The 24469-nt window shown below is 73.4% G+C and carries 22 protein-coding genes; 9 read left to right on the forward strand and 13 right to left on the reverse strand.

The features are described 5' to 3' along the window. Window positions 1-41 precede the first annotated feature (41 nt). Both OHS18_RS43060 and pknB read right to left on the reverse strand, forming a co-directional pair. Complete coding sequence (locus tag OHS18_RS43060) at window positions 42-251, reverse strand: hypothetical protein (protein WP_328442949.1); 210 nt, start codon at window positions 249-251, stop codon at window positions 42-44. Beyond that, window positions 248-2254, reverse strand: coding sequence for a Stk1 family PASTA domain-containing Ser/Thr kinase (pknB, locus tag OHS18_RS43065; protein ID WP_328614679.1), 2007 nt, complete (start codon window positions 2252-2254; stop codon window positions 248-250). Before pknB ends, OHS18_RS43060 begins: the two co-directional genes overlap by 4 nt. Window positions 2255-2357: 103 nt before the next feature. Between pknB and OHS18_RS43070 the strand changes: the two genes are divergently transcribed. Next, a complete protein-coding gene (locus OHS18_RS43070) occupies window positions 2358-2726 on the forward strand; it encodes an Rv2175c family DNA-binding protein (protein ID WP_247062933.1) in 369 nt (122 codons plus the stop codon). On the opposite strand, the gene OHS18_RS43075 is transcribed toward OHS18_RS43070, so the two are convergent. Continuing rightward, a complete protein-coding gene (locus OHS18_RS43075; protein ID WP_328618679.1) occupies window positions 2662-3927 on the reverse strand; it encodes an MFS transporter in 1266 nt (421 codons plus the stop codon). The genes OHS18_RS43070 and OHS18_RS43075 overlap by 65 nt on opposite strands. A 19-nt stretch (window positions 3928-3946) precedes the next feature. Between OHS18_RS43075 and OHS18_RS43080 the strand changes: the two genes are divergently transcribed. Further along, on the forward strand, window positions 3947-4468 hold the full coding sequence (locus OHS18_RS43080) for a CGNR zinc finger domain-containing protein (protein ID WP_328614680.1): 522 nt from the start codon (window positions 3947-3949) through the stop codon (window positions 4466-4468). 40 nt (window positions 4469-4508) lie between these two features. Here OHS18_RS43080 and OHS18_RS43085 read toward each other — a convergent pair whose 3' ends face one another. Genes OHS18_RS43085 through merB form a run of 5 tightly spaced genes read right to left on the reverse strand, consistent with a single transcriptional unit; the run spans window position 4509 to window position 9532 of the window. Continuing rightward, a complete protein-coding gene (locus OHS18_RS43085; RefSeq protein WP_328442946.1) occupies window positions 4509-5297 on the reverse strand; it encodes an LLM class F420-dependent oxidoreductase in 789 nt (262 codons plus the stop codon). Next, window positions 5294-6220 carry a phytoene/squalene synthase family protein gene (locus OHS18_RS43090; RefSeq protein ID WP_328614681.1) on the reverse strand — a complete coding sequence of 309 codons (927 nt, stop codon included), beginning with the start codon at window positions 6218-6220 and terminating at the stop codon, window positions 5294-5296. The genes OHS18_RS43085 and OHS18_RS43090 overlap by 4 nt, the downstream gene beginning before the upstream one ends. Continuing rightward, entirely contained in the window at window positions 6217-7689 is a 1473-nt protein-coding gene (gene crtI / locus OHS18_RS43095; protein ID WP_328614682.1) for a phytoene desaturase family protein, read from the reverse strand. Before crtI ends, OHS18_RS43090 begins: the two co-directional genes overlap by 4 nt. 1 nt (window position 7690) lies before the next feature. Continuing rightward, a complete protein-coding gene (locus OHS18_RS43100; RefSeq protein ID WP_328614683.1) occupies window positions 7691-8782 on the reverse strand; it encodes a polyprenyl synthetase family protein in 1092 nt (363 codons plus the stop codon). A 60-nt stretch (window positions 8783-8842) separates the two neighbouring features. Then, on the reverse strand, window positions 8843-9532 hold the full coding sequence (gene merB / locus OHS18_RS43105; protein ID WP_328614684.1) for an organomercurial lyase: 690 nt from the start codon (window positions 9530-9532) through the stop codon (window positions 8843-8845). 135 nt (window positions 9533-9667) lie between these two features. Here merB and OHS18_RS43110 point away from each other — a divergent pair, with 135 nt between their 5' ends. The 3 genes from OHS18_RS43110 to OHS18_RS43120 all read left to right on the forward strand — a co-directional run bounded on the left by OHS18_RS43110 (window position 9668) and on the right by OHS18_RS43120 (window position 13368). Next, window positions 9668-10552 (forward strand): methylenetetrahydrofolate reductase, encoded by an 885-nt coding sequence (locus OHS18_RS43110; protein WP_328442941.1) that lies wholly within the window; start codon window positions 9668-9670, stop codon window positions 10550-10552. A 59-nt stretch (window positions 10553-10611) separates the two neighbouring features. Continuing rightward, window positions 10612-12297, forward strand: a complete 1686-nt coding sequence (locus tag OHS18_RS43115) for a DUF885 domain-containing protein (protein WP_328614685.1) — start codon at window positions 10612-10614, stop codon at window positions 12295-12297. A 210-nt stretch (window positions 12298-12507) separates the two neighbouring features. After that, window positions 12508-13368 (forward strand): DMT family transporter, encoded by an 861-nt coding sequence (locus OHS18_RS43120; protein ID WP_328614686.1) that lies wholly within the window; start codon window positions 12508-12510, stop codon window positions 13366-13368. A gap of 16 nt (window positions 13369-13384) precedes the next feature. Here the strand turns inward: OHS18_RS43120 and OHS18_RS43125 are convergent, their stop codons facing one another. Continuing rightward, window positions 13385-13957: a GNAT family N-acetyltransferase gene (locus tag OHS18_RS43125; protein WP_442875451.1), complete on the reverse strand. Its 573-nt coding sequence runs from the start codon at window positions 13955-13957 to the stop codon at window positions 13385-13387. Window positions 13958-13962: 5 nt separating this feature from the next. Further along, on the reverse strand, window positions 13963-14484 hold the full coding sequence (locus OHS18_RS43130) for a YbaK/EbsC family protein (RefSeq protein ID WP_328442937.1): 522 nt from the start codon (window positions 14482-14484) through the stop codon (window positions 13963-13965). Between the two features lie 221 nt (window positions 14485-14705). Here OHS18_RS43130 and OHS18_RS43135 point away from each other — a divergent pair, with 221 nt between their 5' ends. From OHS18_RS43135 to OHS18_RS43150, 4 genes are all read left to right on the forward strand, one after another. Continuing rightward, the gene (locus OHS18_RS43135; protein ID WP_328614688.1) at window positions 14706-15170 is read left to right on the forward strand and encodes an SAV_6107 family HEPN domain-containing protein; all 465 of its coding nucleotides are present in this window, start codon (window positions 14706-14708) and stop codon (window positions 15168-15170) included. After that, window positions 15160-15927, forward strand: coding sequence for a maleylpyruvate isomerase family mycothiol-dependent enzyme (locus tag OHS18_RS43140; protein WP_328614689.1), 768 nt, complete (start codon window positions 15160-15162; stop codon window positions 15925-15927). Before OHS18_RS43135 ends, OHS18_RS43140 begins: the two co-directional genes overlap by 11 nt. 58 nt (window positions 15928-15985) lie before the next feature. Next, complete coding sequence (locus OHS18_RS43145) at window positions 15986-16717, forward strand: VOC family protein (RefSeq protein WP_328614690.1); 732 nt, start codon at window positions 15986-15988, stop codon at window positions 16715-16717. 638 nt (window positions 16718-17355) lie between these two features. After that, window positions 17356-18435: a GNAT family N-acetyltransferase gene (locus OHS18_RS43150; RefSeq protein WP_442875313.1), complete on the forward strand. Its 1080-nt coding sequence runs from the start codon at window positions 17356-17358 to the stop codon at window positions 18433-18435. 6 nt (window positions 18436-18441) lie between these two features. Here the strand turns inward: OHS18_RS43150 and def are convergent, their stop codons facing one another. The 3 genes from def to OHS18_RS43165 form a co-directional block, all read right to left on the reverse strand. Beyond that, complete coding sequence (gene def / locus OHS18_RS43155; RefSeq protein ID WP_328442932.1) at window positions 18442-18942, reverse strand: peptide deformylase; 501 nt, start codon at window positions 18940-18942, stop codon at window positions 18442-18444. Window positions 18943-19044: 102 nt separating this feature from the next. After that, window positions 19045-23703: a DEAD/DEAH box helicase gene (locus tag OHS18_RS43160; RefSeq protein WP_328618681.1), complete on the reverse strand. Its 4659-nt coding sequence runs from the start codon at window positions 23701-23703 to the stop codon at window positions 19045-19047. Beyond that, window positions 23684-24457 (reverse strand): DeoR/GlpR family DNA-binding transcription regulator, encoded by a 774-nt coding sequence (locus OHS18_RS43165; protein WP_328442931.1) that lies wholly within the window; start codon window positions 24455-24457, stop codon window positions 23684-23686. Before OHS18_RS43165 ends, OHS18_RS43160 begins: the two co-directional genes overlap by 20 nt. Window positions 24458-24469: the final 12 nt, after the last annotated feature.

Raw genomic sequence — 24469 nt, forward strand, 5'->3', positions numbered from 1 at the left:
ACACCCCTCAGTCTTCTGTTGTTGGTAGCCCTTCGACGCCGCTAACGCGTCAGTGGTTGCCACCGCTCGACATAAACCGTGCGGGGAGGTTCGAAGTCCACGACGAGGACCTGGGTGCCCGAGCTGAAGGTCGCTTCGGGGTCGATCGGGTAGGCGTAGAACGCCTCGGTCCCGCCGCGGACGTTCAGCAGCACCTCACCGATCAGGCCGGGGCCGATCGTGCCGGTCACCCGGCCGCGGCTGCCGATCATCCACCGAAGCCCTTCAGCTTGACCTTCGAGCCCTTTTGGACGAACGAGCCGGGCTGCGGGTCCTGCTGGAAGACGAAGTCGAACCCGCCGCCCCCGCCGCGTCCCCGGCCGCCGTCGCGATCGGCCTGCAGCCCGGCCTGCTCGAGGATCTTCTGGGCGTCGTCGAAGGGCTTGAACCGGACGTCCGGCACCTGGACGGCGTTGTTGACGAACACCCCGACCCGCTTCGCCTTCGCCTGCGAGTTGGCCGGCGGGTCGGTCCGCGTGACGGCGCCGCCCGGGACGTTCTGGTTGAACTCCTCGCCGGCCTGGAACGGCTCGAACCCGGCCTGCTGCAGGAGCTGGAACGCCTCGTCCTTGCTCCGCCCGGTGACGTCCGGGACCGGCGGCAGCGGGATCGGGCCCTTGGACACGATGATCGTGACCTGCCCGCCCAGGTTCAGCTGGCTGCCCGCGGACGGCTCGGTGCGGATCACCGCGCCCTGCGGGACGTCGGCGTCGAAGTCGTCGGTGCCGCGGACCGGGGTCAGCTGCGCCGTCTTGATCGCCTGCTCGGCGTCGGGCAGCGCGGTGCCCGGGCGGATGTCCGGCACGGCCGGGCGGCCCTTGGACAGCACGACCGACACCGTCGAGTTCGGCGTCAGCGTGGTGCCCTCGGCGGGTTCGTTGCGCAGCACGGTGTTCGACGGCACCGTGTTGTCGAACTCCTGGCTGAACTGCGGTGTCAGCTTCGCCGAGCGCAGGGCGTCACCGGCCGCCGCCTGGTTCAGCCCGACGAGCTTCGGCACCGTCGACGTCTTGTCGCCGCCGGTGTCGGTCAGCATGAAGATGAACGCCGTGAGCAGCCCGCCGAACAGCAGCACGGCGCCGGCGATCAGCGCGATCCGCTTGCGGTTGTCCATCGGCTTCTCGGGTTCCGGCTCGCTCCGGCGCCGAGGCGGGCGCGGCGGGACGTTCCCGGCGGCGGGCATCCCGGGCGGCGGGGTGCCGGGGTGGCTCAGCGCCCGGGTCGCGTTCGGACGGTGTACCGGCATCGTCTTCGCGGTGTCGGGCAGCACCTGCGGGATCCGCGGCAGCGTGCGCTCGGTGTCGGCGACGTCGCCCTGGCCGTGCGACACCGGGACCGGCACGGTGACCGGCAGCAGGCCCAGCTGCGCGCGCACCGCGGTCAGCTCGGTCAGGAACTCCCCGGCGTCGGCGGGCCGCAGCGCGGGGTCGCGCCGGGTGGCGCGGGTGATCAGCTCGTCGAGCGCGGGCGGCAGGTCCGGGCGCAGCTCGCTCGGCCGCGGGACGTCGTCGTTGACGTGCCGGTAGGCCACCGAGATCGCGGTGTCGCCGGTGTAGGGCGCGCGGCCGGTGAGCATTTCGTAGAGCAGGATCCCGGCCGAGTAGACGTCCCCGCGCGAGTCGGCCGCGCCGGTGGTGACCTGCTCGGGGGAGAGGTAGGCGACGGTGCCGAGGATGACGCTCGAACTGGTCGTCCCGGCGCTGGCCACGGCCCGCACGAGACCGAAGTCGGCGACCTTGACCACGCCGCCGGTGTGCAGCCCGGACCGGCCGATCAGCACGTTCTCCGGCTTGACGTCGCGGTGCACCAGCCCGGCCCGGTGCGCGGCGGCCAGCGCCGAGAGCACGGGCTCGGCGACGCTCAGCGCGAGCGCGATGTCGAGCGGGCCCCGCTCGTCCAGCAGGTCCCGCAGGGTGCCGCCGTCGACGAGCTCCATCACCAGGAAGGCGACGCCGCCCTCTTCGCCCTGGTCGTGCACGGCCACGACGTTCGGGTGATGCAGCTGGGCGGCCGACTGCGCCTCGCGCACGAACCGGTCCACGAACGACCGGTCGTCGGCGAAGCGCGGGTCCATGATCTTGATCGCGACCTGGCGGTCCAGCCGGGTGTCCGTCCCCCGGTAGACCGCCGACATCCCGCCGTGGGCGAGCAGGCTGTCCACGCGGTACCGCCGCTCGAGCAGCGTGCCGGCCAGGCTGGGATGGGTGCGTGTCACGAGTAGGGATCGTACGGAACCCGGCACGCCCCGTGGAGGTGACCTCGCGGGTCACCCGTGCGCACTAGCGGGAGAGGGGGACGAATGTGGCACAGTGTCACCTGTGAGTGGGATTCCTGTCGCCGAAGACGTCCTCGCCGCCGACATCGCGGTGCTGCCGCTGCCGGAGGTGGCGACGGCCCTCGGGACGTCGACCAACAAGGTCCGCCAGCTGCTGCGCGAGGGAGAGCTGATCGCCCTCAAACGAGGCGGCGAACTGTGCGTCCCGAGCGCGTTCCTCGTCAAGGACGGCGTGGTCAAGGGCCTGTCCGGCACGATAACGGTGCTCGACGACTCCGGGTTCAGCCGCACCGAGATGCTGCGCTGGCTGTTCACCGTCGACGAGTCGCTGCCGGGCAACACGCCGGTCAACGCGCTGCGCACGAGCCACGGCACCGAGGTGAAGCGGCGCGCCCAGGCGATGGCCTTCTGACCTGGGTAACCGCGGCCAGCAGCTGCACGGCCGCGGCCGTGGTCAGGCACGTTCCCGTTCCGGCCGCGGACAGCGGCCCGGCCACGGCCGCTCCGAGGGCCAGGCCGGTGATCTTGACGCTCGCCGCCGTGGTGAACACCTGAGCCCGGACCCGTTCGGGCGTCTCGCGGTGCCGGATCGCGAACAGGGCCGTGAGCTGCGGTCCTTCGGCGAATCCCGCCAAAGCCGCGCCGATGATCAGGAGTGTTGCCCCGGTCGCCAGCGCCGAGACGACGCAGCCGGCGGCGAGAAGCAGGGTGCTCGCCCGGACGACCGTGTCCGGTTTTCCCGTGAAGAAGGCGTTGGCCAGCAGTGATGCCACGGCGAGCACGGTCATGAGCAGTGCGCCGTTCGCGGCACCGCCGAGGTGGGCGGCGCCGAGCAGGGGATAACAGACGGTGACCATGCCGATCCCGGCACACGAGAGTGTCGACGTCACGGTGGCCCGCCGCAGCGGGGCGTTGCGCAGGAGGACGGTGAAGCCGTTCTTGAGCTGTTCCGTGAGCCGGGTGGCCTTCGGTCCGGGCCTTCGGGGGAGGGTCCACGCGACGGGGAGAGCGGCGGCGACCATGGCGACCGCGACGGCGAGGGCGGTCGAGGCACCCGCGAGGGCGGCCAGCAGCCCGGCGAGCCCCGGTCCGGCCAGGGCGGCGGCGGTGAAGGTCATGGCGTCGAGGCGGCTCGCGGTCGCGAGAGCGGGGTTCGAGGCTATGGGCAGCCGACCCCGCTCGCGTCTTGCGATTGAGCGCAGCCGCCCACCCTTGGCCGAGGACAGCCGACCGCTACCCACCACCGAGGGCAGCTGAGCCGTCCAGCCGCCCGCGATGGCCGGGTTGAGCAGGCCCGTCAGCGCCGCCAGCGCCACCACCGGCCACAGCGGCAGGTGCCCGAACACCGCCGCCACCAGGGCGAGCCCCGCCGCATACCCGGCCAAGGCGACCGCGAGCAGCCGCCCGGGCGCCGGGCTGCGGTCCAGCAGCGCTCCGAACACCGGGCCGCCTGCCGCGGCCGCCGCGGTCAACCCGGCGAGCAACGCCGACCCGGCACCCGGGCCGGCCGTCAGGCCCAGCAGCAGGAGCGCGGGCCCGGACAGCTCGTCGCCGGTGCGCGCGAGCGTCGCGCCGGTGAGGTACCCGGCGAGTCCGTAACGGCTTGGCACCATCAAGACGTTACAGTGGGGTATGGCCGTTCCGCACCGGGATTCCGTCCAGCGCGCCGTGGACCTGCTCGCCGTGCTGCTGCCGCCGGACGTCGAGGCGGCGGAGGTGGAGCGCGTGCTCCAAGCCCACGGCGAACCTCCGACGTCGCTCTCGGAGACAGACCTCGCGAAGCTGCGCGAAGCAGCACGAGAACTCCGCGAAGTCTTCGCAGCGTCCGACGTTGCCGAAGCGGCTTCGGTGCTTAACCGGCTCTTCGCGGCGTACGCGGGCCCGCCCCGCCTGACCGACCACGAAGAAGGCTTCGGCTGGCACCTGCACGTCGACACCGCCGACGACGGCCCGTGGGACCGCTGGCTGGTGACGTCGTCGGCGCTGGGCCTGGCCACCTTGCTGGCGGACTGCCAGGGCCCGCCGGGCGGCCTGTGCGCGTCACCGTCGTGCGGCAAGCCGTTCGCCCACCTCGGCGGCGGCAGCCCGCGCCGCTACTGCTCGCCCCGCTGCGCGACCCGGGAGCGCGTCGCCGCCCACCGCACCAAAAAGTGAAGGCCACCTCCGACAGAGGTGGCCTTCACGGGAACAGCACTCAGCCGTTGTTCTTGTCGCGCCAGGCGATCCACGACTTGAGCGCGCCCAGGTCGTAGTCCGGGCCGCCGACGCCGACCGTGAACGTCGAGACGCCCAGGCTGAGCAGCTTCGGGCCCAGCTCGTCCGGCTCGCCCTGGACGCCGCACGACCGCTCGATCTCGGCCGGGTCGCGGCCGACGTCGGCGCAGTGCTGGTCGAGGATCTTCACCTTGCGCTCGACGACCTCCGGGTCGCCGAAGCCGTGCCAGATGTCGCCGTGCTTGGCGACCAGCTTGAGGGTCTTCTTCTCGCCGCCGCCGCCGATGAGCACCGGGATCTTGCGCGTCGGTGCCGGGTTCAGCTTGCCGAGGCGGGCCTCGATCCGCGGGAGCGACTCCGCCAGGTTGTCGAGGCGGCCGCCGGCGGTGCCGAACTCGTAGCCGTACTCGTCGTAGTCCTTCTCGAACCAGCCGGAGCCGATGCCGAGGATGAGCCGCCCGCCGGAGATGTGGTCGACGGTGCGGGCCATGTCGGCCAGCAGCTCGGGGTTGCGGTAGCTGTTGCAGGTCACGAGCGCGCCGATTTCCACGCGCGACGTCGACTCCGCCCAGGCGCCGAGCATGGTCCAGCACTCGAAGTGCTTGCCCTCGGGCTCACCGTAGAGGGGGTAGAAGTGATCCCAGTTGAAGATGATGTCGGCGCCGAGCTCTTCCGCTGCGGACGCGGTGCGCCGGATGGTGTCGTAGTCGGCGTGCTGCGGCTGGAGCTGCAACCCGATCCGGATCGGTCGCTTTGCTGCTGAGGTCATGATCGCAGCCTACGACCGGCCCCGAGGGTCTCGCGCGCCCAGACCGCGGCGAAGGCGGGCAGCGCGACCACCAGCCGGCGCGTCTTCGGCACCACCGCCCGCCGCGCGAGGACGTCGTAGTCCAGCGCGGCGATCTCGTCCAGGATCCCTTCGTACAGGGTCAGCGCCGTCCGCACGCACGGCCGCGATTCGGGGCGCAGCAACGGAACCCCGGCCTCGGCCCGCCGGTACACCGCCCGGGTCCGGGCCACGAAGTACGCCATCGCCGCGCGGATCCGCGGGTCGGGACGCCGTTGTTCCAGCAGCTCACGCGAGACGCCGAACGCGTCCAGCTCGTCCAGCGGCAGGTAGAGCCGGCCGCGGTCGAGGTCCTCGCCGACGTCGCGCAGGAAGTTGGTCAGCTGGAACGCCTCACCGAGCGCGATCGCCCCCGGCTCGGCCTCGGCCAGCGGGCCGGCGGTCCCGAAGACCGGCAGCATCTGCAGCCCGATCACCGCCGCCGAGCCGTACATGTACTCACCCAGGTCGGTGAACGTCGCGTACTCGGCCGGCTTCAGATCCGCCCGCATCGAGCGCAGGAACGCGTCGAACAGCTCCTGGGCGATGTCGTAGCGCCGCACGGTGTCCGACAGCGCCGCGAGCACCGGATCGTCCGGGGTCACACCGGCGTAGACGTCCTCGACCAGGGCCCCGACGCGGTCCAGCTCGGCCGCCGGGTCCGTGCCCGGTTCGGGGTTGTCGACCAGTTCGTCGGCCATCCGCGCGAAGCCGTACAGCGCGTGCGCGGCCGGCCGGGCGCGGGCCGGCAACAGCCGCGTCGCCAGGAAGAACGTGCGGCCGTGGTGGGCGTTGAGCCGGCGGCACGCGACGTAGGAGGCGCGCAGGGCCGGGTCGGTGACGCCGGCGGCGTCGAGCTCGTTCACTTCCCCGTGATCCGTTCCGCGGCGAGCCGCCCGGAGATGAGCACCGGCGGGATGCCGACGCCCGGCGTGGTGCCGCAGCCGGCCAGCACCACGTTGCCCGCCGCGCGCACCAGGTTCGCCGGCCGGAACGGGCCGGTCTGGGTGAACGTGTGCGCCAGCGAGAACGGCGTCCCGGCGGCGAGCCCGCGGGCCGCCCAGTCCGCCGGGGTGAGCGTCTCGTCGACGGTGAACTCGTCGCCGAACCCGGTCAGTCCGCGCGCTTCGAGCGTGCGAAGCAGTTCTTCGCGGTACGGCCCGCGGACGCGCTCCCAGTCGATCGGCCCACGGTTCAGGTTCGGCGCGGGCGCGAGCACCGAGACGATCTCGCCGCCGTTCCCGGCGAGCCCCGGGTCGGTCGCCGTCGGCCGCGTGACCAGCAGCGACGGGTCGCTCATCAGCCGTCCTTCGCGGATGATCTCGGCGAACGTCCGTTCCCACGCGGCGCCGAAGTAGATCGAGTGGTGGCCCAGGTCCCAGGCCTTCGTGGTCCGCCCGTGCAGGACGAAGGCGGACGGCGAGTAGCGCAGCGGCACCGGCCGTTTCGGCCGGGCGCCGATGAGCCGGTACGCCGTGCTCAGCTCGGTGGCGAGGACGACGGCGTCGCACGGGATCCGCTCGCCCGAGCGCGTGCGGACCGCGCGCACCCGGGACGAGACGCGCTCGAGCCACGCCGCTTCGGTGCCGAACCGCACGTCCGCGCCCGCCCGCGTCGCGGCACCGGTCAGCGCCCGGCCGATCTCGCCCATGCCGCCTTCGGGGTAGTACACGCCGCCGACGGTGTCCATGTACGAGATGACGCCGTACGCGCCGATCGCGCGGGCCGGGTCGAGGCCCGCGTAGAGCGCCTGGAAGGAGAACAGCCGCCGGACGCGCTCGTCGCGCAGGTACCGGGCGACGCGCGGGCCGAGCCGGCCGAACCCGCCGAGGGCGGCGAGTTTCACCAGTTCGGGGCGCGCGAGGTCGAGCGGTGAGTCGAAGTTCGTGGCCAGGAACCGGTCCTTCTGCACCTCGTACAGGTCGGTCAGCCAGCGTCGCAACGCCCGGTAGCCCGCCGCTTCGCGCGCGCCGGCGAAGGCGCGGATCTCGGCCTCCATCGCGTCGCCGTCGGTGCGCAGCGCCAGGGAACTGCCGTCGGCGAACCGCGCCCGGTACGCCGGGTCCAGCCGGGTCAGGCGCAGGTTCTTGGCCATCGAGTCGCCGACCGCGGCGAACGCCTCGTCGAGCAGCTCGGGCATGGTCAGCACGCTCGCGCCGGTGTCCACGGCGTTGCCGTCGAAGGTTTGCTGCCCGGTGCGCCCGCCCGGGGCGTCGGCCTGCTCCAGCAGCGTGACCCGGCGGCCCGCGCCGAGCAGGTGCAGGGTCGCCGACAGGCCGGCCAGGCCGGCGCCGATGACCACGACGTGGTCGGAGGGCCCTTCCACGCGCCGCACGTCAGTACGTCCGCTGGGTGGCCTTGACGACCAGCTCGGTCAGCGCGGCGGGGGCCGGCTCGGCCAGGTGCGCGCGCTCGAGCGCGGCCATCGCGGCGGTGGTCAGCTCGTCGATCCGGCTCTCGACCGCGTCGACCGCGCCGACCTGCTGCAACGCCATCCGGACGGTCTCGACGCCTTCGTCGGACAGGTCGGCGTCGCCGATCGCGTCCGCGATGACCGTGGCGGCCGCCTCTTCGCCCTTTTCGGCGGCCAGCTGCAGGCCGAGCGCGACGAGCAGGGTGCGCTTGCCCTCGCGCAGGTCGTCGCCGGCCGGCTTGCCGGTGACCGACGGGTCGCCGAACACACCCAGCAGGTCGTCGCGCAGCTGGAAGGCGATGCCGACCTCGCCGCCGAACTCCAGCAGCGTCCCGATCAGCTCGGGGGACGCCCCGCCGAGCGCCGCGCCCAGGTGCAGCGGACGCTGCACGGTGTAGGCGGCGGTCTTGAGCCGGTCGATCTTCAGCGCGGCCTCGGGGGAGGCGTCGCCGGTGGCCTGCGTGCGGACGTCGAGGTACTGCCCGGCGAGCACCTCGGTGCGCATCGCGCGCCAGGCCGGCCGCGCCGCGGCGAGCGTTTCGGCGGGCAGCGGGGCGTCGGCGAACATGTCGTCGGCCCAGGCCAGCGCGAGGTCGCCGACCAGCACCGCGGTAGCGAGCCCGAACGTCGCGGGGGAGCCGAGCCAGCCGCGGTCGGCGTGCAGCTTCGCCCCGGCGATGTGCACGGTCGGGAAGCCGCGCCGCGAGTCGGAGGAGTCGATCAGGTCGTCGTGGATCAGCGCGCACGCCTGGATCAGCTCCAGGCTGGCGACCGCCTGCAGCACACCCTCGGCGTCCGGCCCGGCCGGATCGCCGCCCGCGCCGCGCCAGCCCCACCACGCGAACGTGGGCCGCAAACGTTTGCCACCCGTCAGCACGAACCCGCTGAGCGCCTCGATCCCGGCGGCCACGGTCGGCTCGGTCTCGATGATCCGCTCGCCCGCCCGGCCGAGGAACCCGGCCAGCGCGCGCTCGACGTGGGCGGGCAGATCGACGTCGGAAACGGGCGCGTTCATGCCGTCATCCTCGCCGAACCCGGCCGCGCCCGGGCCGCCGGGGCGCCCGGATGTGGTGAATCAGACTCTCGCGCCGGGCGCCCAGAACGGGCCCGTGAGCCCGGCTTCGGCGAAGTACGCGACGACACCGTCGGGCTCGCGGCGCCGGTAGCCGCGTTCCAGCCGGCCCGCGTACCAGCCGCGCGCGAGCCGCCAGAGCGTCGCGAGATCCAGCACGTACCCCTTGGCCTGCCCGGTCGCGGCGAGCCACTCGTCCACACAGGACTCGTCGCAGAAGAGCCGCTGGTGCCCGCAGGTGCGCAGCACGTCTTCCCACATCCGCGCGGCGGGCACGAGGAAGTGCGCCACCTGGGCACCGTCCGGCGGCCCGGCGCGGCCGACGACCAGCGCGTGCGGCCGCTCGCAGCCGGGACACCGGGTCGCGACCAGCACCTCCGGCTCGGCTTCGACGAGGTGGGGGACGGCGAACGAGTCCCAGGCGCAGCCGCCCCACCACAGCGTGCGCGCTCCCATCACGGAGAAGCCGAACGACCGAGCGGCGAACGGGTGCGCCAGCACGACGTGCTCGAACTCGTCGAGCACCAGGTGGTGGGCGGCGGCGAGGCGGTGCAGCGCCTGCTTCGCCACGGCGAGCGACCCGCCCGCCGCGTCGGCCAGCTCGGACGCCGTCGGCGCGCGCCCGTGGCCGGCGAAGGCCTGGTAGACGGCCAGGCGCACGCTCTCGTCCCAGCTCGCGTCGTCGTCCCTCATCGCTCCCTCCCGGGGTGCGGATCCAGTCTAGTCGGCGGCGGCCGCACGAAACGCACTCGAAAACCACTCGACACTCCGTCTCGGAACACCGGCGGGGGCTCCCGGATGTCGGGCACTGGCCCTTAACATTCGGGTATGACGTCGGTGATCGAGCGGTTGCGAGGAGACGGGCCGAAGTTCTCCATCGAGTTCTTCCCACCCCGGGACACGGCGGACGAGGCCGTCCTGTGGAAGGCGATCCGGGAGCTCGAGCCGTACGACCCGGCCTACATGTCGATCACCTACGGCGCCGGCGGCTCGAGCCGCGACGGCACGATCCGCAGCATCGCCCGCGTCGCGACCGAGACGACGCTGGTGCCGATGGCGCACCTGACCGCCGTCAACCACTCCGTCGCCGAGCTGCGCAACGTCATCGGCTGGTACGCCTCGGTCGGCGTCCGCAACATCCTCGCGCTGCGCGGTGACCCGCCGGGCGACGTCTACGGCGACTGGGTCCCGCACCCCGAAGGCCTGAACTACGCCGAAGAGCTGGTCCAGCTCGTGCGTGAGCTGGGCGACTTCTGCGTCGGCGTCTCGGCGTCCACCTACGGCCACCCGCGCTCGCCGGACCTCGAGCACGACACGAAGTACCTGGTCCGCAAGCTGCGCGCGGGCGCCGACTTCGCGATCGCGCAGCTGTTCCACGACGCCGAGGACTTCCTCCGCCTGCGCGACCGCGTCGCGGCGACCGGCTGCGACGTCCCGGTGCTGCCCGGCGTGATGCCGCTGACGACGCTGCGGACGCTGCAGACGACGATCAAGCTGTCCGGCGCGCCGGCCCCGGCGAAGCTGCTCGACCGGCTCGAGCCGTTCGCCGACGACCCCAAGGCGTTCCGCGCCGCGGGCATCGACGTGATCACCGAGCTGTGCGAGAAGCTGATCGCCGAGGGCGTGCCGACGCTGCACTTCTACACCTTCAACCGGTCGAAGGCGACACGCGAGGTGATCGCGCGGCTCGGGCTGGTGCCGGCCCGCACTTAAGTCCGGCCCGCACTTAAGTCCGTACCGCGGGCCGGTAGTGGACCGGTAGCGTGCGGCGCATGGCTTCTTCTTCCGATGGCGTGCACGGGATCTGCGACCGCTACGTCGACGACTACGCGGCCGCCGACCCGGTCGCCGCGACCTCCTTCGGCATCATCGGCCACGACCACCTGCTGACCGACTACTCACCCGCCGGGTTCGACGAGCGCGCCGCGCTGGCCGCGCGGGCGCACGCCGCGGTGGGCGCGGCCGAGCCCGCCGACGCCGGCGAGCGCTCCGCGAAAGCCGTGTTCACCGAGCGGATCGGGCTCGAGCTGGAGATCCACGAAGCCGGCTTGGACGTCGCGCAGCTCAACGTGATCTCCAGCCCGGTGCAGGAACTGCGGATGGCCTTCGACCTGATGCCGGTGCACACCGAGGCCGACTGGTCGGTCGTCGCGTCGCGGATCGGCGAGGTCCCGAAGGCGCTGGCCGGGATCCGCACGGGCCTGCTGGCCGGCTCCGACGCGGGCCACGTCGCGGCGCTGCGACAGGTCGCGAAGGTCGCGGAGCAGTGCGAGACGTGGGCCGGTCTGAAGGAGGAGAAGGGCTTCTTCAACGAACTCGTGGGTGGCGCCGAGAAGCAGGGCGACGCCCTCAAGGCCGACCTCGCACGCGGCGCGCGAGCCGCCGAAGAGGCGTTCGCGGAGTTCGCCGGATTCCTCCGCGCCGAGCTGGCGCCCAAGGCACCGGTGAAGGACGCCGTCGGCGAGGACGTCTACCGCCTGTGGTCGCGGTACTTCGTCGGCGCGGCGCTCGACCTGCGCGAGGCCTACGAGTGGGGCTGGGCGGAGTTCGCCCGCATCGAGGCCGAGATGCGCGCCGTCGCGAACCGGGTCAAGGCGGGCGCGACCCCGGCGGAGGCCGCGGCGCAGCTCGACGCCGACCCGCGCTACCGCGTCCAGGGCCGCGCCGAGTTCGAGGCGTGGATGCAGAAACTGTCCGACGACGCGCTGAAGTCGTTGCGCGGCAAGCACTTCGACATCTCGGACCGGGTGATGGCGCTGGAGTGCCTGATCGCCCCGCCGGGCGGCGGCGTCGGCGCGTACTACACCGGCCCGAGCGAGGACTTCAGCCGGCCGGGACGCATGTGGTGGTCACTGCCGCCGGGCCGCGACGAGTTCATCACCTGGCGCGAGACGAGCACCGTCTACCACGAGGGCGCGCCGGGCCACCACCTGCAGATCGCGACGGCGGTCGACCAGTCGGACGCGCTGAACAAGTACCAGCGGATGATGGCGTTCACCTCGGGCCACGCGGAGGGCTGGGCGCTGTACTCCGAGCGCCTGATGCAGGACCTGGGCTACCTCTCCGACGACGGCGACCTGCTGGGCATGCTGTCCGAGCAGCTCTTCCGCGCCGCCCGCGTGATCATCGACCTGGGCATGCACCTGGAACTCGGGATCCCGGCGGGCACGGGCTTCCACGAAGGCGAGCGCTGGACCCCCGAACTGGGCCTGGAGTTCATGCTGACCCGCACGATCACCGACCCCGCGCACGTCCGCGACGAGATCGACCGCTACCTGGGCTGGCCGGGCCAGGCCCCGTCGTACAAGATCGGCGAGCGCCTCTGGCTGGCCGCCCGCGAGGACGCCCGGACCCGCGCGGGAGCGTCGTTCGACATCAAGCGCTTCCACACCCAGGCCCTCAACATGGGCGGCATGGGCCTGGACACGCTGCGGGACCAGCTGGCCCACCTGGACTGACGGCCGCGCGCGGCCGCCGGGAAAACCGGTGGCCGCGCGCTCCGCGTCCCCGCTACGTTCCCTTCGTGCATCGGATCCTGTTCGTCACCCCGCCGCCCCGCGTCTGAGCGGGGTGGTCTTCGCCGTGTGACCCACGGCTTCTTCGTGGTGCTCTGAAGCAGATCGCCCCGCGTCGTCGATTCCGATCCCTTCGACGCAGGAGCGTTTCCGATGTCCCTCGCCTTACCCGTGCGCGCCCGTTCGTCGGCCGCGCTCGTTCTCGCCGGTGTCCTGTGGGGCACCGGCGGTCTCGCCGGCTCACTTCTCGGCGAACTCGCCGGCCTCCACCCGCTCGCCGTCGCCGCCTGGCGGCTGCTCGTCGGCGGGGGAGTCGCGTGCCTGTTCGTCAAGATCCGCCCGCGCGGCCTGGCCGCGGCGAAGCGCCTGCTCGCCGTCGGCGGCCTGTTCGCCCTGTCCCAGGCGAGCTACTTCGCCGCCGTCGCGCTCAGCTCGGTGAGCGTCGCGACCATGACCACGATCGGCGCGGCACCCGTCGTGGTCACCCTGGCCGGGCGGCGCCGTCCCGGTCGCTGGACGCTCGTCTCGCTGGCCGGCACCCTCGCCGGCCTGGTGCTGCTCCGCTGGTCGCCGCAGGACTCGGCGTCCCTCGGCGGCCTCGGCTTCGCGCTGCTCGCGGCGGCCGGTTTCGCGACGCTCACCCTGGTGACCGCGAAGCCGGTCGAGAGCCTCGACCCGCTGTCCACGACGGCGTTCGGCTGCCTGCTCGGCGGGCTGCTGCTCACCCCGGTGGCGAGCTGGTCCGGGATGGCGCTGCCCCTGCACGTGGACGTCCTCGCGGTCGCCCTGTACCTCGGCGTGGTGCCCACCGCGCTCGCGTACGCCGCGTACCTGCGCGGTCTCGCGGACGCCCACCCGGTGCTGGGCGCGCTGTCGGCGGTGCTCGAACCGCTGACCGCGGCGGTGCTGTCCGCGGTCCTGCTCGGCGAACGGCCGGCCGGCACGGCGTGGTGCGGCGCGGCCGTGCTGGTCGCGGCGCTGGCCGTCGGCTACTGGCGGCCCGAACGGAGGTGAACCCCGGCGCTGCCCCTCAGGGCGTCTCGAGGGGCTCGAGGGGCTCGAGGGGTAGCGCCCGCCCCAGGATCGCGAACGGCCGCGGGTCGCCGGCGAAGTGGTAGTCGCGCAGGACGTCGACGAAACCGGTGCGGCGGTAGAGCTTCCACGCCCGGCTCGTGCCCTCCGGCGTCGACAGCAGCACGTTCGCGCTCGGCACGCTCTCGAGCAGGCCGCGCAGCAGGTCCTCGCCGATCTGGTGGCCCTGGTTCTCCGGCCGGACGTGGATCTCGGTCAGCTCGAAGTAGTCCATCAGCCAGCGGTCGGCCTCGGCGGGCCCGGACCGGCGGCTCAGGCCGTGGCGCACCTGCTCGTGCCACCACTGCCCGGGCCGGCCGCGGTAGCCGTAGGCCACGCCGAGCAGGACGTCGTCGGCGTCGAAGGCGGCCATGCAGCGCCAGCCCTCGCGCAGCGCGTGGGTCAGCCACATCGGCGCCCGCTGCTCGGCGGTGCCGGCCGGGTAGCGCATCGCCCGGACGTAGATGTCCAGCGCCTCGGGCAGGCGCGCGCGGAACTCGTCCGCCGAGAGCTGGACGTAACGGGAGCGCATCGCGGTCACGGCTGCTCATCTTCCTCCGCGCCGGCGAGCGCGCCCGGAGTGCCCCCGGTCAACGCCACCAGCCCGGCGAAGGTCGTCGGGAAGACGGTCTTCGGGTGCCCGGCGGCGGCCCAGACGACGTCGTGGGCGCGCAGCGCGGTGTCGACCAGCGTGGTCAGCCGCGTGGGGTGCCCGACCGGGGCGACGCCGCCGATCGGCTGCCCGGTGTGAGCCCGCACGAAGTCGGCGTCGGCCTTCCCGACGGCGTCGACCCCGGCCAGCCCGGCGAGCGTTTCCGGGTCCGCGCGGTGGGCGCCGGAGGTCAGCGCGAGCAGCGCGTGCGCGTTTTTGTCGTACCCCACGCGGAAGATGAGGCTGTTGGCGATGGCCCCCACCGGCACGCCGAGTGCCTCGGCCGCCTGGGCGGCGGTCCGGACCTCGGCGGGCAGGACGCGGATGCCTTCGGCGGCGGCGTGCTGCCCGGCTTCGGACAGTGCGGCCGCCACCTTGGCGACGGCGGGGTGGTCCAGCGAACTCATGAACCTATGAGATCACGCCGGCGGCGAGGTGTCCCGCACCACGTCCGGGGGATTCCGCCTCGGGGTTGAGCGAACGCCACGTCCGGGGTTACTCTGGAAATTGTTCGAACAGACGTTCGACATCTGGTGAGCGCGCACCGGTCAGGTGACCGGCGCGGGACGGGGGAAGCGCCCCGCGCCGGTCATCGACCGGGCTCACAACGCGCAGGAGGAGGGTCGTCATGTCCGTCTCGGTCGTGTCCCCCGCGGATCCCGGGCAGCCCCAGCTGCCCATGTCGCTGCGCCCGCCCGCCTCGCCGGCGGCGGCCGGCCTGCTCACCCAGGCGCGGCGCGGCCTCGCCGAAGCCGAGCGGGAAGCCGATCCCGCGGAGCGGTTCATCGGCGCCTACCTCGCTGCGCTGCGCGGCGCCGCCGCGGTGCTCGCCGCCCACGGCCGCCCGCACCGGGGCCGGTCGCGCCCGGCCAGCACGTGGGTCCTGCTCGACGCCGACGCCCCCGAGCTGCGGGAGTGGTCCGCCTTCTTCGCGAGCAACTCGGCCATGCGCGCCGACGCGCAGGCCGGGATCACCGGCAAGGTCACCGCCGAGGCGGCCGCGGAGCTCGTGCGCGCCGCCAAGCCGTTCCTGGAACTGGTCCGCCGCCTCGTGCACGGCCTGCCGATCGTCGAGGACGCCCATGTCGCGTGAGCACGGCCTGGTCGACCAAGGGCGGCTGCTCACGGCGTTGGGGATCGAAGGCGGGGTACTGGCCGAGGCGGTGCGCGAGGCGCCGCTCGAGGCACCGGTGCCCGCGTGCCCGGGGTGGTCGCTCGGCGAGGTGGCCCGGCACGTCGGCAGCCGCTACCGGATGGTCCGGCGCCGGCTGACCGAAGGGCGGATTCCGGACGAATGGCAGCGTGACCCGGAGCCCGGCCAGGGCGTGGCGGAGTACCTGGAGACCGGCCTGGCCGAACTGCTCGACGAGCTGGCGGCGCATCACCCGGAGGAGCACGCCGACACGTGGTGGCCCGCCGACCCGACGTACGGCTTCTGGCGCCGGCGGATGGTGCACGAGACGATCGTGCACCGCGTCGACGTCGAACAGTCGGCCGGCGTCGAACCGCGTGACGTGCCCGAAGACCTCGCGCTCGACGGCATCGACGAAGCGCTGGCGCTCTGGTTCGGGCAAAAGCTGCCGCTGCTCGGGCTGACCGGCACGAAAGCGGGCTCGGTCGGCGTGCGGGCCGGCGGTCACAGCTGGATCGCGCGGGCCGGACCGGAGTCGACGCAGGCCTGGCACTGCCCGGCCGAGGAGGCCGAGGCCGCGGACGACGTCGTCACGGCCGAACCGGAGCGGATGTACCTGTGGCTCTGGGGCCGGGCGTCCTTGACCTCGGTGACCGTGCGAGGAGTGCACGACCAGGCGGCCCAGCTCTGGGCGCTGCTGCGGCTCGCGACCCGATGACCCGGCCGGCGGGGAAGCCGAACCGGAATTGTCGGGGGTCGCGGCTAGCCTGCGGCGCATGAGTACTCGCCTGGTCAACCTGGTGATCGACGCGGCGCGGCCGAGGGTCCTGGCGGACTTCTGGGCCGCGCTGCTCGGCTGGCGCGTCGCCGTGGAGCAGCCGGACGAGGTCGACGTGCGCGCCCCGGAGGCCGACGGCTGGGATCTGGACCTGGTGTTCGTGCCGGTGCCCGAAGCCAAGGTCGTCAAGAACCGCATCCACCTCGACCTGGCGAGCAAGACCCTCTCGCACCAGACGGAGCTGGTCGAGCGGGCGGTGGAGCTGGGCGCCCGGCGCGTCGACATCGGGCAGGGCGCGGTGCCGTGGGTGGTGCTGGCGGACCCGGAGGGCAACGAGTTCTGCGTCCTGGAGCCGCGCGAACACTACGCGGACACGGGTGCGGTGGCGTCGATCCTGGTGGACGCCTGGTCCCCGCCGCGGCTGGCGGACTTCTGGGCGGGGATCACCGGCTGGCCGGTCCAGTCCCGCCAAGGTGACGTCATCGTGGGCCTGCGCGCCCCGTCGGGCCGCGGCCCGTGGCTGGAGTTCCTCCGCAACGAAGACGCGAAGCGCGTGAAGAACCGGATCCACCTGGACATCGCACCCCCGGCGGGCGCCGGCCACGCGGCCGCGGTGTCGGAAGTTCTGGTGGCGGGCGCGTCCCCGGCGGATCGGGAGGGCGCGGGCTTGCCGTGGCGCGTACTGGCCGACCCGGAGGGCAACGAGTTCTGCGTGCTGACCCCGCGCTGAGCCGGCTTGGGAAGAATGGAGACCTCCGACTGGCGGGGAAGGCGGATCGTCGAAGGATCCATCCCACGCGGTCGGCTTCGGCGCGTTGCGCACCCACTGGGGCCTGGACCGCCCCACGTCATGGTCCGCGACTACTGCGACGCGGTATCACGGCGCGCCTACCTGGTTCACGGCATGCCGTACGCGTCCTGGCTGCTGGCCGACGTGGTCGCGATCCTGCCGTCGGGCTCGCCGTTCTTCCGGCTGGTCAGGTCGGCTGGCGGGCTGCGGTCAGGCCGGGCTGGTCGTCAGGTCGGTGGGCGGGTTGCGGCGAGGCCAGGCTGGTCGCCAGGTCGGCGGGGCGGGCTGCGGGCAGGTCGGGCTTGTCGCCAGGTCAGCAGGCCGGTTGCGGGCGTGGTCGGCGCGTGGCGGGCTGAGCTGTCGTGGAGTGTGGCGGGCCGGGTTGGCCCCCCGGTCGGCGGCCGGATCGCAACCACGCGCGGCCCGGGTTGCCGGCCGAAGACGTCCCCGGGGCGGCAGCCGCGCCGGGGGTGTGGGACTTGCGTGTTTCGCCGGAGTTGCCGGGTCACGGCGAACGCTGACCTGCGCGAAACACTCGCGTCCCGGTGAGGCAACAACCGCGGGGGACCGTGGTGGGCATGGAGACCTCTCGAGCGTTGCCCCAGCACGGTCAGCCGGCCGGCGTCGAGGAGCCGGCCGTGCCGTCCGCCTGGCGGGTGCGGGTCCGGATGCACGATCACCCGGGCACCCTGGCCCGCATCGCCATCCGGCTCGCCGACCTCGAGTGCAACATCCTCGGCCTGACCGTGCTGCCGGTCCCGGGCGGCGTGCTGGACGAGATCGTGCTGCGCCCCGCGGTCGGCCTGCCCCGGCGGCTGCTGGTCGACGCCATCCGCGACGAGGGCTGCGAATGCACCGCGATCATCGACGCCGACGTCCACGAGCTGGTCGACTCGGCGTCGTCGACGCTGGCCGCGGCCCGCCGCGCGATCGACGATCCGGCCCGCCTCACCGAGGTGCTGAAGGAGGTCTTGGCCGCCGACGTCGTCACGCTCGTCCCCGCGACCGAGGCCAACCCGGCCCGCACCGAGAGCGGGCACCGCGCCGTGTTCGAGCTCGGCGCCGACACCGCGTTGGTGGCGCGCCGCCAGTGGGCGCCGTTCGTGCAGCTCGAGCTGACCCGCGCCGAGTCGCTCGTCACCCTGCTCACCGCGGCGGCCCGGAACGTCGCGGGCCCGGTGGTCCTCAACCGCCCGGACGGCGCGGCGATCGTCCTGCGCAAGGGCCTCCCCGGCGACGCCGACGCGGTGTCCGAACTGCACCGCCGCTGCTCGATGGCGACGCTGTTCCGCCGCTACCACACGGGAGTGCGGACGGTGCCGCGCCGCTGGCTGCACCGCCTGCTGATGCCGCCGCGCGGCACGAGCGTGCTGGCCGTCTTCGGCCGGGAGGTGATCGGCCTGGCCCAGCTCATCCCGTCCGCGGCCGGCGGCGCCGAGATCTCCCTGCTGGTGGAGGACGACTGGCAGCGCCAGGGCATCGGCACCGCCCTGCTGGCCCGGCTCGCGGCCATCGCCGAAGCCCAGGGCATCACCGAACTGACCGCCGACTGCCTCGCGGGCGACGACGTCCTGCCCCGCACCGCGGCCCGAGCCGGCCTGCGCACCGAACGCGGTACGGAAGACGGAGCCAAGCTCAGACTGTTCTTGTCGGCCTGAGCGCGATCAGCGCTTCCAGAACCAGTCCTTGTCCCGCGCTTCGCGCAGAGCGGTCTTCTTGCGCTCGGTCGTGAGCCGGTCGAGGTATAGAACGCCGTCGAGATGGTCGGTTTCGTGCTGCAGGCACTGCGCCAGCACTTGTTCGCCCTCCACCTCGATCGGCTCGTTGTGCACGTCGACCCCGCGGACCTTGGCGTGCACCGCCCGCTCGGTGGGGAACCACAGCTCCGGCACCGACAGGCAGCCCTCGTTGATCTCGTGCGTCTCTTCGGACAGCTCGACGATCTCGGGGTTGATGACGTACCCGGTGAGCCCGGCGACGTCATAGCTGAAGATCCGCAGCCCGACGCCGATCTGCGGCGCGGCCAGCCCGGCCCGCCCGTCGGGCTTCACGGAGTCGACCAGGTCCCGCACGAGCGCCTCGAGCTTCTCGTCGAAAACCGTGACCGGATCACAGGCGGACTTGAGGATCGGGTCCCCGAAATAGCGCAGCTCGCGCATGGCCATGAGCAGAACATCCTTCGTGCGGTGTCGGACTGGCAGCTTAGGCCAGCGGGTGAGCGCCCCGTCGGGGAATCACCACGAACCCGGCGCGGCCGGTCGGCCGGGTCAGGCGCGTAGGCGCAGACCCGAGGGTGTCGCGCGGAAACCCGCTTCCGTCAGTACTTGTGCGAGTTCGGAGGTCAGGGCCTGCTCGCCGTCCGCGCGCTGGACCGACAGCTGACCCAGCCAGCTTTCGCGGACCGCCGCCGACAACGCCTGGGCCGCGTCCGTGAGGGGTTGCCGTTCCTCCGTGAAGCTCAGCAGCGATCGGCCGCCTCGCTCGACGTACAGGGCCGGCACCCCGTCCACCAGCACGGCCAGCGCGCCGGCCTTCCGCGCCGGTCGGTGCTTCGTGTCGCCGGTCGCGGCGGGCCAGGGCAGCGCCGCGCCGTACGGCTGGGCCGGGTCCGCCGCCGCCAGGACCACCGCGCGCCCGGGAGCGGGACGGCCCGGGCCGGACAGCGCGCGCAGCCGGTCCACCGCGCCCTTCGCCGCGAACTGGGCCGCGCCGAGCCCCTCCACGACGTACCCGCGGATCACCTGGCCGGTGTCCTCCATGCCGCGCAGCACCTTGTAGATCCCGGAAAACCCGCCCGTGACGCGTTCGGTGTCGAGCGCGCCGCGGGTCAGGACCCCGTGGCGCTCCAGGAACGCTTCGGTACGGGCGTGGGCCCGCCGGGTCGCGTCGGTCTCGCGGGTGGGGGTCAGCGCCCACCGGCCGGCGACGGTCGGCGGGCCGGAGCGCGACGGCATCTGCGGCCGCCCCGCCCGCAGCCGCGCGTACCGGCCGCGCGGGGCTTGGCGACGCGGTTTGTGCGCGCCGTGCCCGGCGACCTGGGCGCGCAACGGCCCCAGTGTGTCGCCGGTGACCAGCCCGGCCCACACCAGATCCCACAGCGCGGCCACGACTTCGGCGTCGCTCGGCGCTTTGTCCACCAGTACGGTCGCGCGGTCCACCAGCTGCCGGAAGAACAGCGCGCCACCCTCCAAAGTGGACACGATGGCGTCGTGCAGCGGTCCGGTCGGGATGTCCTCGACCACTTCCGGCAGCAGCAGGTCGGCGACGTCCGTGGGGGCGAGGGCGATCCAGCCGTCCCCGCCCGACAGCGCGCCGCAGCCCGCCCAGGTGACTTCGCCCGCGGTCGTCAGCTCGTCCAGCAACGCGGGGGAGTAACCCGGCAGCCGGCCCGGCAGGATCAGCGACTCCACCGCGCTCGCCGGCAACGGCGCCCCGGCGAGCTGCTCGACCACCGACAGCACGTCGTCCGCCGTCGGCGCCGCCCGGACGCGCCCGCCGAACCCGTGCCACGACGGCAGGAACCGGCCCAAAGCCGCCGGTTCGACCGGCTCCACCTCGGCCCGCAGCTTCGCCAGCGACGCCCGCCGCAGGCGCCGCAGCACGGCCGAATCGCAGTACTCGACCCCGGCACCGTGGGTGTCCGGGTGCCCGACGGGACTCAGTTCGCCCCGGACCAGGCGCCCTTCCCCGGTCATCCGGTCGAGGACGCCGGTGACGACGGCCGCGCCGAGCCCGAACCTTACGGCCACGGCCGCCGCGGCGAACGGGCCCCGGCTCCGGGCGTAGCGCGCCAGCAGGTCTCCGAGCGGGTCCGCGACCGGTTCGGTGAACGCCTCGGGCACGCCGACCGGCAGCGCGGTGCCCAGCGCGTCCCGCACCCGGCCCGCGTCCTCGATCGCGATGAACCGTTCCTCACCACCGATCCGCACCCGGAGCGCGCGCCGCGCCCCTTCCAGCTCGGTGAGCCACTCCGGCTGGATCCCGCGCTCCCCGGCCTCCGCGACGGTCATGTCGCCCAGGAACCGCAGCAGGTCGGCGGTGTCCTCGGCCGAGCGCGCGTGCCGGTCGGGTTCGAGGCGCTGCAACGACCGCTCGACCTCGGAGACGGCTTCGGGATCGAGCAGTTCCCGGATCGCCTCCGTGCCCAGGAGTTCGGCCAGGAGACCCGAATCCAGCGACAGCGCCGCCGCGCGCCGCTCGGCCAGCGGCGCGTCGGTCTCGTAGAGGAACATCCCGATGTAGCCGAAGAGCAGGCTGCGCGCGAACGGCGACGCCGCCGGCGTCTCGACCTCCACCAGCCGGACCTTGCGGGCCCGGACGTCCGCCATCAGTTCGCGCAGCCCGCCCACGTCGTAGACGTCCTGCAGGACCTCGCGCATCGCCTCGAGCACGACCGGGAAGCGTTCGTACTTCGCCGCGACCGAAAGGAGCTGCGACGCCCGCTGCCGCTGCTGCCACAACGGGGTCCGGCGCCGCGGATCCCGGCGCGGCAGCAGCAACGATCGCGCCGCGCACTCCCGGAACCGGGCCGCGAACACGGCCGAGCCGCCCACCTCGGCGACGATCAGCTGCTCGACCTCTTCGGGATCGAGCAGGATGTCGTCGGCGCTGATCGTGACGTCGGCGCCCTCGGCGTCCAGCGCGTCGGGCAGGCGCAGCACGATGCCGTCGTCGGAGTGCGCGATCTGCGCGTCGACCCCGCGGTTTTCCCGCAGCCGCGCGGCGATCGCCAGCGCCCACGGCGCGTTCACCTGCGCGCCGAACGGCGAGTGCACGACGATCCGCCAGTCGCCCAGCTCGTCGCGGTAGCGCTCCAGCAGGAGCGTCCGGTCGTTCGGGACGTGCCGGGTCGCGGCCTTCTGCTCGGCCAGGTAGGCGAGCAGGTTGTCGCACGCCCGCTCGTCCAAGCCCGCCGCGGTGGCCCGCTCCCGTGCCTTCTGGTCGTCCGATGTGGACAGTTCGCGGACGAACTTCCCCAGCGCCCGGCCGAGTTCCAGCGGACGCCCCGGCGCGTCGCCCTTCCAGAACGGCATCCGCGCCGGCTCGCCCGGCGCGGGCACCACGATGACCCGGTCGTGCGTGATGTCGGTGATCCGCCACGACGACGTGCCCAGCAGGATCGTGTCGCCGACGCGCGACTCGTACACCATCTCTTCGTCGAATTCGCCGACCCGGGAGCCGGGTTTGTCGTCCCCGCCCGGGGTCATGACGGTGAACAGGCCGCGGTCCGGGATGGTGCCGCCCGAGGTGACGGCCAGCCGCTGCGAGCCCGGCCGCCCGCGCAGCTCGCCGGCGATGCGGTCCCAGGTGATCCGCGCCCGCAGCTCGCCGAACTCCTCGCTCGGGTACCGGCCGGCGAGCATGTCGAGCACCGCGTGCAGCGCGTCGTCCGGCAGCGCCGCGAACGGCGCCGCCCGCCGCACCAGGGTCGCGAGGTCCGCGACGGTCCAGGGTTCGAGCGCCACCATGGCCACGACGTGCTGCGCCAGGACGTCCAGCGGGTTGCGCGGGTAGCGGACCGCTTCGATCGCCCCGGACGCCATCCGTTCCGCGACGACCGCGCAGGACACGAGGTCCCCGCGGAACTTCGGGAACATCACCCCGGAGGACACCGCGCCGACCTGGTGCCCGGCGCGCCCGACGCGCTGCAGCCCGGACGCCACCGTCGGCGGTGCCTCGATCTGCACCACCAGGTCGACCGCGCCCATGTCGATGCCCAGCTCCAGCGACGAGGTCGCCACCACGCACGGCAGCTGCCCGGACTTGAGCGCCTCTTCGACGTGCGTGCGCTGCTCCCGCGACATCGACCCGTGGTGCGCCCGCGCGATCACCGGCGGCGCGCCGGTGCTCACGCCCGACTGCCCGACGGCCTCGGCGGGGAACGTGTCGCTCGACGTGAGCTCGGTCTGCTCGGCGGCGAGTTCGTTGAGCCTCGCCGTCATCCGCTCGGTGAGGCGCCGGGAGTTGGCGAACACGATGGTGGAGCGGTGGGCCTGGATCAGGCTCAGCACCCGCTCCTCGACCGCCGGCCAGATCGAGGGCCGCTGCACCGGGTTGCCGGCGATCTCCTCCAGCGTGCCCAGGCCGCCCGGCGCGATGTCGCCGGGCGGGAACGCCTCGGTCATCGACTCCAGCTCGTCGAACGGGCTCGGTGCCGGACCGCGCGGCGCGTCGAGGTTGCTCATGTCGTCGACGGGGACTTCGACCCGCACCTCGATGGTCTTCGCGAGTTTCGGCTGCACCACCCGCACCGGACGCCCGCCGGCGAGGAACGCGCTCACCTCGTCGACCGGGCGGACCGTCGCCGACAGGCCGATCCGCTGCGCGGGCTTCGGGAGCAGCGAGTCCAGCCGCTCCAGCGACAGGGCCAGGTGCGCGCCGCGCTTGCCGCCGGCGACCGCGTGCACCTCGTCGACGATCACCGTCTCGACGCCGCGCAGCGACTCCCGCGCCGACGAGGTCAGGATCAGGAACAGCGACTCGGGCGTGGTCACCAGCACGTCCGGCGGGGTCTTGCCGAACGAGCGGCGCTCGGCCGCGGTGGTGTCGCCGGTGCGCATGCCGACGGCGATCTCGGGCACCGGCAGCCCGAGCCGCCGGGACGCCTGCGAGATCCCGGCGAGCGGCGCCCGCAGGTTCCGCTGGACGTCGACCGCCAGGGCCTTCAGCGGAGAGACGTAGAGGATCCGGCAGCGCTTCGTGGCTTCGGCGGGCGGTGGTTCCGTCGAGAGCCGGTCCAGCGCCCAGAGGAACGCCGACAGCGTCTTGCCGGACCCGGTCGGCGCGACGACGAGGGCGTGTTCCCCCGCGTGCGCGGCCCGCCAGGCCCCCTCCTGCGCCGCCGTGGGCGCGGCGAAGGCACCCGCGAACCAGTCGCGGGTCGCGGGGGAGAAGAGGTCGAGCACGTCAGCAGCCACGCGGTCCATGATGCGCGCCACCTCCGACAGTTTCCGGCACGCCGGCGAGCAGGACGCCTCCGCTCTCGGCGAACGGCGAGTACCGGACGTCCACGGAGGTGCGGTTGGTGACCAGCTGGAACTCCCGGTCCAGCGGAGCCCAGTAGGGGAAAGGTGCCTGGCCCAGCTGGGACTGGTCGGCCAGCACGTACGCCTCGGTGCCCGCGTGCAGCATCGCGTGCTTCACCACCGACTGCTCGAGTGACGGGCAGCACAGACCCTTCCCGGACACCATCCCGTCCGTGCCGAGGAACACCCGGTCGGGTGAGACGTGCCGCAGTTGCGCGAGGACGGTCTCGCCGAGGATCGCCTCGGCGGGGTGCCGCAGCCGCCCGCCGAGCACGATCAGGTCGATCCCGGGGAAGCCGGCCAGCTCGCGGATCGCGGTGACGCTGTTGGTGACCACCGTCAGCCCTTCGCGGTGGGCGAGGTGGCGGGCGAGCCGCCCGGTGACCGCCCCGGCGTCGAGCAGCACGACTTCGCCGTCCCGCACCACCGCCGCGGCCTTCCGGGCGATGGCGTCCCTCGCCGCCGCGTACTCCTGGTCCTTCTCCTGGGGACCGCGGTCCGCTCCGGTCTCGAGCGCGCCGCCGTAGGTGCGCACCACGTGCCCGGCACCGGCGAGCGACGCGAGGTCCCGGCGGATCGTCGACTCGGAGACGCCGAACTCCTCGGCCAGCTGCGTGATGCCGCCCGAGCCGTCGCGGACGGCTTCCAGCAGCATCGCGCGCCGGTC

The sequence above is a fragment of the Amycolatopsis sp. NBC_00355 genome, assembly GCF_036104975.1.
In the GTDB taxonomy this organism is placed as follows: Bacteria; Actinomycetota; Actinomycetes; order Mycobacteriales; family Pseudonocardiaceae; genus Amycolatopsis.